10 protein-coding genes are annotated in these 12,033 nt (G+C 51.7%); 3 read left to right on the top strand and 7 right to left on the bottom strand.

The window, feature by feature from the left end; translation table 11 throughout:
- Positions 1–10: 10 nt before the first annotated feature.
- Complete coding sequence (locus BCF53_RS10355; protein WP_132701666.1) at positions 11–1,096, top strand: HD domain-containing phosphohydrolase; 1,086 nt, start codon at positions 11–13, stop codon at positions 1,094–1,096.
- 3 nt (positions 1,097–1,099) lie between these two features.
- Here BCF53_RS10355 and BCF53_RS10360 read toward each other — a convergent pair whose 3' ends face one another.
- The 7 genes from BCF53_RS10360 to BCF53_RS10390 form a co-directional block, all read right to left on the bottom strand.
- A complete protein-coding gene (locus BCF53_RS10360; protein WP_132701667.1) occupies positions 1,100–2,479 on the bottom strand; it encodes an MFS transporter in 1,380 nt (459 codons plus the stop codon).
- 167 nt (positions 2,480–2,646) lie between these two features.
- The gene (locus tag BCF53_RS10365) at positions 2,647–4,080 is read right to left on the bottom strand and encodes a carbon starvation CstA family protein (protein WP_132701668.1); all 1,434 of its coding nucleotides are present in this window, start codon (positions 4,078–4,080) and stop codon (positions 2,647–2,649) included.
- Between the two features lie 282 nt (positions 4,081–4,362).
- Positions 4,363–5,970 (bottom strand): sensor domain-containing diguanylate cyclase, encoded by a 1,608-nt coding sequence (locus BCF53_RS10370; RefSeq protein WP_165901882.1) that lies wholly within the window; start codon positions 5,968–5,970, stop codon positions 4,363–4,365.
- 249 nt (positions 5,971–6,219) lie between these two features.
- On the bottom strand, positions 6,220–6,642 hold the full coding sequence (locus BCF53_RS10375) for a type 2 periplasmic-binding domain-containing protein (protein ID WP_207902706.1): 423 nt from the start codon (positions 6,640–6,642) through the stop codon (positions 6,220–6,222).
- Between the two features lie 2 nt (positions 6,643–6,644).
- Entirely contained in the window at positions 6,645–7,928 is a 1,284-nt protein-coding gene (locus tag BCF53_RS10380) for a hypothetical protein (protein WP_132701670.1), read from the bottom strand.
- A gap of 127 nt (positions 7,929–8,055) precedes the next feature.
- On the bottom strand, positions 8,056–8,766 hold the full coding sequence (btsR, locus tag BCF53_RS10385) for a two-component system response regulator BtsR (RefSeq protein ID WP_132701671.1): 711 nt from the start codon (positions 8,764–8,766) through the stop codon (positions 8,056–8,058).
- A complete protein-coding gene (locus BCF53_RS10390) occupies positions 8,760–10,478 on the bottom strand; it encodes a sensor histidine kinase (protein WP_132701672.1) in 1,719 nt (572 codons plus the stop codon). Before BCF53_RS10390 ends, btsR begins: the two co-directional genes overlap by 7 nt.
- Positions 10,479–10,706: 228 nt before the next feature.
- Here BCF53_RS10390 and BCF53_RS10395 point away from each other — a divergent pair, with 228 nt between their 5' ends.
- Complete coding sequence (locus tag BCF53_RS10395; RefSeq protein WP_132701673.1) at positions 10,707–11,387, top strand: HAD family hydrolase; 681 nt, start codon at positions 10,707–10,709, stop codon at positions 11,385–11,387.
- A 30-nt stretch (positions 11,388–11,417) separates the two neighbouring features.
- Positions 11,418–12,005, top strand: coding sequence for a DJ-1/PfpI family protein (locus tag BCF53_RS10400; RefSeq protein ID WP_132701674.1), 588 nt, complete (start codon positions 11,418–11,420; stop codon positions 12,003–12,005).
- Positions 12,006–12,033: the final 28 nt, after the last annotated feature.

The following is a 12,033-nucleotide window of genomic DNA, read 5'->3' on the forward strand; positions in this document are numbered from 1 at the left end:
GGCCAGGGAGATGTCGGAAGAGAAAGAAAAGCTGCTCATCGTTGATGACGAGGTGTTTTATATCGATATCCTCGTCGATCTGCTGGCCAAAAAATATACCGTTTCAGTGGCCAAGAATGGCCAGCAGGCGCTGGACCGGATTGAAAACGGATATTGTCCAGACCTCGTTCTGCTTGATGTATTAATGCCGGATATGAATGGCTACGAAGTTTGTCAGTTGCTGAAAATGCATGAAAGCACGCAGGATACGCCGGTTATTTTTCTGACCGTTAAGAGTGATGTTGAATCTGAAATAAACGGTTTTGAGATCGGCGCTGCAGATTACATCTCCAAACCGTTCAGCATGCCTATTGTGAAGGCCCGTGTTGAAACCCATCTGGCGCTGGCGCGTACCCGAAAACGCCTCGAATACGAAAAATCATTGCTGGAAGTTAAGATCAGAGAGCGCACCCAAGAGATTTCCCGCACGCAGGATATCGCCATGTATTGCATGTCTACCGTGGTTGAGGCTCGCGATAACGAAACCGGCGCACATATCCGCCGTACCCAGCACTATATAAAAGCGTTGGCCGATCGCCTGCGCAAGCACCCCGAATTTGCCGAGACCTTAACGCCCGACTACATCGACATGCTCTATAAGTCGGCGCCGTTGCACGATATTGGTAAGGTTGCTGTACCCGATGCCATTCTGCTGAAGCCCGGTAAGCTCACACCAAAAGAGTGGGAGGAAATGAAAAAACACACCACCTACGGGCTGCAGGCACTGGAGCGAACAGAAGTGGTGTATGGTTCTTCCAGCTTTCTGAAGATAGCCAAAGAGATTGTGTATTCGCACCACGAACGCTGGGATGGCACCGGTTATCCTGAAGGCTTGTTTGGTAAAAAAATTCCGCTTTCAGCACGGTTGATGGCGCTGGCCGACTGTTACGATGCACTGATTTCCCGCCGTGCCTACAAAGAGCCGTTCAGCCATGAAGAGGCCCGCCGAATTGTTATAGAGGGTCGCGGTACGCACTTTGACCCCTACATTGTTGATGCCTTCATTCAGCTCGAATCGGCATTTGTCAGTATTGCGAATCAGTTTGTTGATGAGTGACCGTTAGGGCACTGGCTTATCGTGCCCTGACGTTTTATCGCCAACGTTTGGTTCTGCCTGCGTTTCTTCTTCATCTTCCACGTCTGGCTCTGCACTGAACACGACTTCTGTTGTAAATTCCACGTCGCTTTCGTGCCGCTCCTGTTCATCAGACCTTGGGTCGAGCACAAAGGCTTCCTGTGTGGTCATGCCGGCAACGGCCTGGAAATCTTCGTTGCTGGTGGCGACCACCGGCAGTACGTGCGACTTGCGGCGAACAATCAACACACCACAGAACGACGCAAAGCTCAGCGCCATAAAGACGTACAGATATTCGTGACCAAAGACCGACATAAATGCCGAGGCAACGGGCGCACCAATAGCAGAACTGATGCCATAGGTGATCAGCATGGAGCTGCCGATATCGACAAAGTCTGCACTGTCGGCATTGTCATTGGCATGCGCCAGGCAAATGGCGTACATGGTCATACCAACGCTACCCCATAAGAAGGCCAGCCCGGTGGAGACCGCACCGGCGTAAAAACTCTGGAACGAGGTAACGAAAATAACGGCTGAAATGATCGCACCGGCCAGCGCAATAAAGGTGAGAATCAGGCGGCGGTCATAGCGGTCTGAAAATCGGCCCAGTGGAATCTGGAAGATGGCACCACCCAAAACCACGGCCGACATAAAGTTGGCAATCTGAAAGGTCGTCAGGCCGCTATCTTTTGCGTAAATCGGCGCCAGCGACCAGAACGAACCGGTAATCAGGCCGGTAAAGACGGAGCCGAGTATGCCGATGTGCGAGTGCTTCCATACCTTGGAAAAGTTGACATGAATCTTCTTCACCGGCGCCGGCGCCAGCGTCAGTGTCAACGAGACCGGCACGATGGACAGCGACAGAAAGATGCCGGCAATGGTAAACAGCATGGGAATGTTGTTGTTGCTCAGGTTCAGCAGCTGTTGCGCCAGCGTGATCATGGCGAGGTTCATCATGGCGTAGAACGACAGGATCGAGCCACGGTTTTTGGCGTCGGCGCGTTCGTTCAGCCAGCTTTCAATAATCATATAGATGCCCGAGATAACCGCGCCGATCATAAAGCGCAGCAGCATCCAGCCAATAAAGCTTTGGCTCCAGGCAAAGAACAGAATGAGCACGGTATAGAGTGCTGCCAGAACCGCGAAGGTTCGTATATGACCCACGCGCTTCAGGATGATTGGCGTGGTAAAGCAGCCAACTACAAAGCCGACAAAATAACCGGAGCCGGTTAAACCAATTTGCAGATCAGAAAAGCCGAGCAAGCTTGCTGAAACAGGCAGCAGCGTGAGTAGCAAGCCGTGACCTAAAAGTACCAGGGCATCGGAAATAAGCAGTGCTGCAAGCGGGACAAGATGGGGAATCATGACATACCGGAAGGCTAAAAATTATGCCTGCTAGACTACCTTAACTGGCGCTAACTTGCTAAACCGTATGAGCGATAAAAATCGGTAAAGTTGATATCGGGCAGCTGATGGTTACCGGCATAAAAAAAGCGGCCCGAAGGCCGCTGAAAGTTAGAGTTGCTTACGCTTTATCCCGCCGTAGAGGATTCTGTTTCAGCTGCTGGTGAAGCCTTGAATTTAATCAGGAATACAGCCAGCGCAGCGATTGCAGCGCTGATACCGATGACGTTAGCGATCTGCATAGACAACCCAAAGCCAATCTGTGCGTTTGCCAGGTAGGTAAAGGTTACCGCAGTCATGAAGGTAGCTGGCAGTGAGCAGATCCAGTGGAACTTGCCTTCTTTCGCCAGGTACGCAGCCGCAGCCCACAGCATAACCATTGCAGTGGTCTGGTTGGCCCAGCCAAAGTAACGCCAGATAACACCGAACTCCGCTTTAGAGATGATGAAGCCGATTACGAACAGTGGAACAGCAATCATCAGACGCTTAGGCAAGCCCTGCTGAGGCAGCTTGAAGAAGTCAGCCAGGATCAGACGGGCAGAGCGGAATGCGGTATCACCGGAAGTGATTGGCAGAACGATGACACCCAGAACAGCCAGCAGACCACCGAATGCACCCAGCAGAGAAGTCGAAACTTCATGAACAACAGCCGCAGGGCCACCGTTAGCCAGAGTTGCGTTCAGTGCTTCAGTAGACTCGTAGAAAGACAGACCCAGAGAACACCAGATAAGCGCGATAACACCTTCACCGATCATTGCGCCGTAGAAGATGAAGCGACCAGAAGATTCATTCTGCATGCAGCGAGCCATCAATGGAGATTGCGTAGCGTGGAAGCCAGAGATTGCACCACAGGCAATGGTGATGAACAGCAGAGGCCACAGCGGCAGTTCTTTAGGGTGCAGGTTAGCAGTGAAGTCCAGACCCTGAGAGTAGAAGCCGTGATCGCTGACCGCCAGACCGATTAACAGGCCAACAGACATGAATACCAGCAGGCCACCGAAGAACGGATACAGACGACCGATGATTTTATCAACCGGTACAATGGTCGCGATGATGTAGTAAACAAAGATGATGCCTACCCACATGGCAACGTTCATTTCCAGCAGGTTAGCCAGCAGTTTTGCAGGGCCTAATACGAATACGACACCTACCAGCATGAGCAGTAAAACTGCAAAACCATTCATGAATTGCTTTGCAGCATTACCGAGGTGTTCACCGACAACGGTTGGTACCGAGGCACCGTTAGCGCGTACGGAAAGCATGCCGGAGAAATAGTCGTGTACGGCACCGCCGAAGATACAACCGATAACAATCCACAACATGGCAACAGGGCCATAAAGTGCACCCAGAATCGGACCGAAGATTGGGCCAAGGCCGGCGATGTTCAGAAGTTGAATCAGGTAAACTTTTTTGTTGGATAACGGAACATAATCCACACCATCAGCCATCGTCATTGCCGGAGTGGCACGTTCTGGTTTTGGGGAAAAGATGCGTTCAACGATCGCACCGTAGAAAAAATAACCGGCAATTAATGCGCCGAGACAAATTAAGAACCAAAGCATAATCAACCTCTGTTTTTATTTTAGGGTTCGGAGTTATTGTATGTAGAGTGTCAGCAATGCACGGACTGCAACATTGCGAGTGGCGCTATAAAGTGGTGAGCGGTATGAAATAACCAGTGAGTGGTTGCCGTATGATTGCAGGGCGCAGCAGCCATGGCAGCGCTGAATAAGAACCGGTTTTATTTGGCTGTTTCAGGCGGTCAAAATGACGCTGACGTTGTTGGTGTGATGGGTCGTTATGACCCGTATTTCCGGTGCCTTCCGGTCAATTCAGAAAATGTTTTAGCGTTCTATATAGTGGGGTTGCTGGCCGGAAACACAATAGCCGTTGCGGCCATTCTGCTTAATTAAATACATGGCGTCGTCTGCCTTTTTCAGCAGCTCGCTCTTTTCAATACCATGCTCTGGGGTGCAGGCAACCCCCAGGCTCGCGCCGATAGAAACAGATCTGGAGCGGCCAATATCAATCGGCTGAGTCAGTGCATCCAGAATAGCTCTGGCGGCAGGCTCAACCTTTAGGTCTTCACGGCCCTGACGCAGCACAATGAGAAATTCATCGCCTCCCCAGCGGCACACAATATCACCGCGCCGAACGGACTCGCGCAGTCGCTTGGCACTTTCTATTAAAACAATGTCACCGGCATCGTGGCCGTATTTATCATTTACCGGCTTGAAGTGATCAAGGTCTATGACAATCAGTGCACACTGCCGGCCCTGTGTTTTGGCGTCATCCAGTGCAGCACTGATGCGTCTTTCGGTGGCTCTGCGGTTATACAGCATGGTGAGCGAATCGTACTCGGCCTCAAACCGATACTGCTTTTCACGCATAGCGCGTTCAGAGATATCGTACATCACTACTTCAATCAAGGGCTGGCCGTTGGTTTCCATCGCCAGTGAAAACAGACAGTGGAACCAGTGTTGTTGGCTCTGATCATGGCCACGGAATTTAAAATCGCCGGAGATGATCTTGTTCCCGGCGCTAACTGAGCGCAGCGTTTCGGTCATTTCCTGCTGCTTCACGAACATCTCGGCAAAGGTAATGGAGGTGGTGTCGTCCCGGTCGCGGGTATCGCATCGGGCGGTAAACTTTGCAAAGGTGCTGTTACACAGATCGATGCGGCCAGCCTGGGTAATCAGCGCGATACCGACGCCGGACTGTTCAAACAGCAGGCGGTAGCGGCGCTCCACACTGACGATCTTGCGGCTTAATTGCTTCTCGCGCTGTAGTGTATCGTGGATAGAGGTCAGCAGCTCATTGGAGTTTTGAACCAGCTGGCCGATTTCATTGTTAGGGTTTTGCGGAATGTAGGTGAGCTCTTTGTCATAACCCGGCTTTGCAGCCATAACCGCGTTCTTCATATTGGTCAGTGGCTTGGTGAGCAGGCTGTGTATCAGCGAGGCCACGAGGGAAATAATGGTAATGGCATAAGCCAGCAGAATGAGCGCATGCAATGCTGCCGCGTTGCGCGCAGAGTTTTCGATCAGCTGCTGGTTTGGGGTAATGGAAAGCCTGCCGGCCAGTTCGCCCTGCATAAAGGGTGAGGGCAGTTCGTAATGGATGGGTGGCGCTGTTGCCGCGGTATCGTGCTGGTGGATGCTTTCTTCGAAGCCCTGTTCACCGGTAATGATGGCAACGTCGACAATATCGTTCTTTACCAGACCGTTCAGTACTTCCAGTGCCAGTTCCCGGTTAGAAAGATAAGCCGCAATGGCGGCGCTGTTTTCAACCGTTAACGCCAGTTGATCGATGCGGCTGGTTTGTCGGTTGATTTCCCGGCTGTAGGTATTCTGGTAAAAGAAGACTGTCGCGCCCAACGTCAGCACGAATGAATAGATGATAATAGAGGCCACAACCCGCAGAACGAGCGTGTCTTTCCATTTGCTGAACACGAAATACATCCTTTGCCGAACAATCCCGAAGGGTATTGTCGATTTATCCTATCGCATACTGGTAATTCTGCATCAACTGAATCACAGACTTAGAATCAGTCATCACTTTTGATGGCTTAATCCGGCCGGTGTGCCGCAGTTTGGTCTGAAAACTGAAGCGTTGTTTAAAGATTAGCACAGCAAATCACTGCTACAGGTTTGATTTTAAAGAGTTTTTATTCGGCTCTGATTCTAATGGTGTTCAGTCAGCTAGTGGATTCGGTAGACTTCTTTGACGGTGGCGTCGAGGTAGTTGCTGTCGATGTAGCCAATGGCGCTTGGGTTGGTTCTGACCAGCTCAATAATGGCCCGTGAGTCGGTGACTTCCTTGGGCGGTTTTACCCGGCCGGTAAAGAGCAGCCTGGCCCAGTAGGCGTTCACCTGAGCCACACTTTTATTAACCAGTGACCGGTAAAAGTGTTCGCGAACCTCTGAACCCATGTCCAGATCGTAAGTATCGGCGGAGTCACCGTCTGGAAAGGCCAGGTTCTTGCCCATGTACAGATCAATCAGGTCTCGCTGGGAGAGTTCAGCTGTGCTGTTGCTCTGATTGACGATCACGACAATGTCTCCGGCATAAGCCGGATAGCTCGTGAGCACACATAGCACTAATGTCAGGAGCAGCTTATTCATATCTAAAAAACAAAATCCAGTTTCAGTGAAAGTGTATCCACTTCGGTTTTATCTTCGTTTTCTTTGTCTCTGTACCACAGGCCATTGCCGTATTCGTCAATCCAGGTGTGATCCCATTGCAGCTTAATGGCCATGTTCTGGCGGACATCTACACGCATACCAATAGACAGGCTGTTTTGGTCAACCCTGTTGTTGTAGGCGCTTTGAACCCCTTGCTGCAACGCTTCAAGTTCTTCCTGGTACGAAGCGTAAGGCCCGCTCAGTGTTTCGACATCCGATACCACCTTTCGTTCCTCAGCCGGCTCAATGAAGCCCGCCATAGCAAACAGCGTGATCACATCAAATGAATATCCGGTGCTGATATAGCCACTGAAGAACCCGGAAAGGGCTTCAGCTTCCAAGTCTGTATAGCTTAGTTCAGATTCAATCAACCACGGGTAGGCATCGTAGGTAACACCGAGCGAGGTGTAGTTGATGTCTGTGCCATCAATTTCAAAATCATCGATCAGGGCTTCGGCTTCAGCCCAGGTTTCCACGCTGTAGCTGTCGCTGAATTCAACCGCGCTCTGCAAGCCAGCCCTGATATTGGCAAAGGACTGAAGGTCACCATCGATCGTGCCACGGAACCAGCCGCCCCGAATCACCCAGCTGTTGTGACTCCAGATCAGCGTGCTGCCGAGCAGATCGGTGTAATCAAGCTCGGTTGAGCCGCCGAACTCCTGCGTGGCCTGACCACCATAGACACTGGCCTGTAAAGTACCGGCGGGCAGCTGAAAGCTGTAGGCAACCTCGGCACCATCGAAATAGTCCATACCAAACTGGCCATAGAACTCCATCGACGGGTGCGCCCAGGTGTAGGCAAAGCCGACATCGCGGTATTCGGAAAGGGTGTATATATTCATGCCAATGCGGCCGACACGGGCCAGAAATCCGCCATTGGCGTATTTGATCGAGACGCGTTCCAGAGAGTTTTCCAGTGAATCGTCTTTACGGTTACGGACGATGACCTGCGAGGTCGCTTCCAGTGAATCGGTCAGTGTGGCATCCAGCTGCAACCCGAGCAGGGATTCATCGAAATAGGTACCCGCCTCATCCATTTCTTCCTTCGTCAGGTAATAAGGAAAGTAAATTTCACCATCACCGGAGTGGGTGACCGCCAGTGAACCAAAACCATGCAGACGCAATTGGTCACTGCCTAAATCTATGGCGTGCGCCAGCGGTAGGAAGGATGTGTTAAGGGTCAGCAGAACAGCAGCAGCGCGGGGAAAAGACCTGCCAAAAAACATGATACTCAGACTTCAATAGATGAAAAAAGTGCCGGAAGATTAGCATAAAGAACGAGAAAAGTTATCAGCTTTCACTCATTTTCTTTACAAAAAACTGAACTTTTTCCAACTGAATACTGTTCCACCGTCAAATGCCAAACAGCGCTTTCAACTCTTTCAGGTAACGGCGGCTGACCGGCAACGACTTCCCGGATTTGGTCAGCAGGTTAGCCGAGCCATTATCGAGCAGTTCAATCTCGGAAATCGCCTGCGGGTGTACCAGGTGTTGCCGGTGGCAGCGAACCAGTTCAGTTTTTTCTTCCAGTACTGAGAGGGTTAGCTGGGTATGGTATTCGCCGGCCTGGGTGCCGATATGAACACCGGTTAAATCGCTGAAGGCATAATTAACATCACTGAGCTGTACCAGCCGAACCTTATTTTGCTGGTAGCAGGGAATCAGCGTTAAGGGTTGGGCCGGGATGTTCTGGTTGGTCTTTCGGGAAACGGCCTGATTCAGCCGGGTCAGGGTTTTTTGTAATCGCTCCGGTTCGATCGGCTTCAGCAGGTAATCGAAGGCATTGTCTTCAAAGGCCTGAATGGCGTACTCATCGTAAGCCGTAACGAAAACGATGTGAGGCCGCTCCTGCTCATCGAGCATGTTGACCATCTCCAGGCCGGTAATTTTGGGCATGTGGATATCAACAAACAGCACATCGGCGTTAAGCTTGCGAATCTCTTTCAGGCAGTCAATGGCGTTACTAAACTCGGCCTGAATGCTGAAGTTGCCCGCCTGTTCGAGCTGGTCGCGCAGCTCCTGACGGGCTAATGGTTCGTCGTCGACGATGATTGCGTTCAGCATACGGCCTCCGTCAGAGGAATGATTACCCGCGTAGATTCATTTTTATCGCATTCAATAGACAGTCGGGCATTCTTGCCGAACATGTTTTTCAGCCGGGTGCAGACGATGTTGATGCCCAGGCCGTCTTCGCTCAACCGGAAGGTGCCATCGGCTTCCGGCTCTTTGCACTGGTACAGGCCGGCGTTGTCTTCAATGATCAGTGCCGGGAAGGGGCTGCGCTCCTCGATGTAGATAGAGAGCTTGCCGGCTTCCAGTTGTTGCGAGGTGCCATGTTTGATGGCGTTTTCCACAATCGGCTGAATGGTAAAGCTGGGTAGCCTGTAATCGAGCCATTTTTCATCGATATTGACGTTTACCTGCAACTGTTCGGCAAACCGGGCTTGCTCAATCTGCAGGTAGGAGTTGGTCAGCTCCAGTTCTTGCGCCAGTGTGGTGACATCCTGATTCTGCTTCAGGTTGGTTCTCAGGAAGCGTGCCAGGTCACCGGTCAGCTCCCGCGCACGGTCGGCATCCTGCTTGATAACAGCGCTGATGGTGTTCAGTGCATTAAACAGAAAGTGCGGGTTGATTTGCGCACGCACCAGCTTGAGTTCCGACTCCGTCAGCAGTTGCTTCTGCTGCTGGTAGCGACCCACCAGAATCAGCTCTTCCAGAATGCGTGCAATACCTTCACCCAGCGTGTGGTTGATGTTGAGAAATAACCGGCGCTTGGACTCATACAGCTTTACGGTGCCGATAACTTCATCGGCAGAGCGCAGCGGAATAACCAGCGCTGAACCGAGCGGACAATCCTCGGAATGCGAGCAGGTATAGGGTGTTTCAATGCCATCGGCGAACATCACCCGGTTTTCCGCGATGGCATCCAGGGTGATCTGCGCGGAAATTTTCTCGCCGGTGTAGTGGTGGTCGTCGCCCATGCCGGTGAAGGCCAGCACGTTTTCCCGGTCGGTAATGGCCACGGCGGATACGCCGGTTTCTTCCAAAATGATATCGGCCATCTTGCGGGCCTGTTCGGTGCTGAAACCGGGCTTGAACAGCCCAACCATGCGGCTGGCAAGGTTAAGCGCCTTCGCCGAGTAAGTGCTACTGAATTTATCGTAAATGGATTGGCGGTCACGGATCATCGCCATGAACAGCGCAGCTCCGATTGAATTGGCAAACAGCATGGGTGCCGCAATCAGGTTGACCAGCCCCAGTGCCTGCTCAAAGGGTTTGGCGACAAGCAGAATAATCGACATCTGCAGCAGCTCAGCGGTAAAGGTAACTACCAGAGCCAGTGCGGGCGAGTAGAGTGCCTTGGGCGATTGCCGGACCTTGTGAAACCAGAAGTGAACCATGCCGGCGAGCAGGCCTTCTGCGGTGGTTGAGATAGCACAGGCCAGATCGGTAAAGCCACCCAGGCTGTAGCGGTGCAGGCCTCCGGTTAAGCCGACCAGTGTGCCCACCACCGGGCCGCCAAACAGACCGCCAAGCACGGCGCCAACAGCGCGGGTATTGGCAATCGCATCAAATACCGGCTGACCAAAATAGGTGCCGAGAATACAGAATGCAGAGAAGACGAAGTAGATGACGACTTTATGCGGCAGGCGCAGAGATACATTCACCACCGGCGCGAAAAGGGGCGTCTTACTGAATAGGTAGGCGATCACCAGAAAGACACTCATCTGCTGGAATAAAGAAAGTAATAGCAGCCAATTGAATGGAGTGTGCATATGTGTACCTTACTGCGGGTTATTGTTCTACTGCCGGTTATCGTTGTACTGTCGGTTATTGTTGTTGTTTTAGGTTGCCTGTTTATTAGGGCGAATTTACCAGTACTGCAGCAAAGGTCAAATTTTTGTAAATAAAGCTTGCCACAATGAATAGCAGATGCCGACAACAAAGACCATGATACGCCGTTGGAAGTATTTTCTAGCTATCTTGATCAAGGGAATGAATAAATGACGACAGTTTTTTTCGATTTGGATAATACGCTGACAGACCGATCCAAAACGGTGTCCGCTTATGCCGGGGTGTTTCTGCAGGATTTTAAACATCTGCTGGCAGAGCACATGGATGTCCAGGCATTCGGTCTGCTGCTGAACGAGTTGGATGCCGGTGGCTATGGTGGCCATGAAAACCGCAGCCGGGCGCTGATGGAGCTGCCGATCTGGAAACAACCGGTGCCCTGCGCGGAATTGATCGAACACTGGCAGGGTTGGATACCGTTTAATTCCATGCCCATGGATGGACTCTATGAATGCCTGGATGAACTCAAGAACGCAGGCTACGCTATGGCGTTGGTCACCAATGGCAGCCGTAAGAGTCAACGGGCAAAGATCCGGCGTTTGGAACTGACGCGGTATTTTGATGTCTGTCTTGTTTCGGAAGAGGTTGGTGTGGCCAAGCCGCAGCCGGCAATCTTTCATCAGGCCATTGCGGCGATGAACTGTGTGCCGGAGCAGTCGGTTTTTGTCGGCGATCATCCGGTTAACGATTACCGGGGCAGCCAGGCTTGCGGCATGACACCGGTATGGTTTGAAGGCAGCCATGACTGGCCCCATATAGAGTCTGCGGAATACTCAGTTACAAAATTATCTGAGCTTCCCGATGTAATTCAGCAGATTCTCAGGTCTAATTAGTTGCCTGGCTTTATTGTAAGGACAGAGATTATGAACGTAGCTATTTTTGTGTATGACAACGCTGAAGTAATGGATTTTTCCGGGCCGTTTGAAGTCTTTACAACCGCAAAGAGGCTTTCAAAAGAGAACGCTATTGAAGACGTTTTTTTGATTGCCGAGCACGACCGGCCGGTGATTGCCCGTGGCGACTACCTGGTGCAGCCGCACTACAGTTTTGAAAGCCACCCCGATATCGATGTGCTGGTGGTCGTAGGCGGTGTGCACAACGATGAAATGGATAAACCGGCTGTAACGGCCTGGATTGACAGCGTCAGCGAGTCGGCCACTGTGGTCAGCTCGGTGTGCAGTGGTGCTTTTCTGCTGGCCGCGGCCGGCTTACTCGACGGGCTGGAAGTGACCACTCACTGGGATGATCAGAAAGAGCTGGCCGAACAGTTCCCGGCGGTTAAGGTATTGCCGGACCGGCGCTGGGTTGATCAGGGCCATATAGTGACATCCGGTGGTATTACCGCGGGTATTGATATGAGCCTGCATCTGGTGGCCAGGCTGGTCTCACAGGAGCTGGCGGATATTACCGCACATCAGATGGAATTTAATTGGGCCAGGCAGGCGGGCTAGCCACCCGCTTTATGATTGAACGGTTTCT

Source organism: Reinekea marinisedimentorum (assembly GCF_004341165.1).
GTDB lineage: Bacteria > Pseudomonadota > Gammaproteobacteria > Pseudomonadales > Natronospirillaceae > Reinekea > Reinekea marinisedimentorum.

What these genes read in the sequence shown, in the direction of transcription:
- BCF53_RS10355 (WP_132701666.1), top strand. Translation starts at nt 11, where the DNA reads ATGTCGGAAGAGAAAGAAAAGCTGCTCATCGTTGATGACGAGGTGTTT.
- BCF53_RS10360 (WP_132701667.1), bottom strand. Translation starts at nt 2,479, where the DNA reads ATGATTCCCCATCTTGTCCCGCTTGCAGCACTGCTTATTTCCGATGCC.
- BCF53_RS10365 (WP_132701668.1), bottom strand. Translation starts at nt 4,080, where the DNA reads ATGCTTTGGTTCTTAATTTGTCTCGGCGCATTAATTGCCGGTTATTTT.
- BCF53_RS10375 (WP_207902706.1), bottom strand. Translation starts at nt 6,642, where the DNA reads ATGAATAAGCTGCTCCTGACATTAGTGCTATGTGTGCTCACGAGCTAT.
- BCF53_RS10380 (WP_132701670.1), bottom strand. Translation starts at nt 7,928, where the DNA reads ATGTTTTTTGGCAGGTCTTTTCCCCGCGCTGCTGCTGTTCTGCTGACC.
- btsR (WP_132701671.1), bottom strand. Translation starts at nt 8,766, where the DNA reads ATGCTGAACGCAATCATCGTCGACGACGAACCATTAGCCCGTCAGGAG.
- BCF53_RS10390 (WP_132701672.1), bottom strand. Translation starts at nt 10,478, where the DNA reads ATGCACACTCCATTCAATTGGCTGCTATTACTTTCTTTATTCCAGCAG.
- BCF53_RS10395 (WP_132701673.1), top strand. Translation starts at nt 10,707, where the DNA reads ATGACGACAGTTTTTTTCGATTTGGATAATACGCTGACAGACCGATCC.
- BCF53_RS10400 (WP_132701674.1), top strand. Translation starts at nt 11,418, where the DNA reads ATGAACGTAGCTATTTTTGTGTATGACAACGCTGAAGTAATGGATTTT.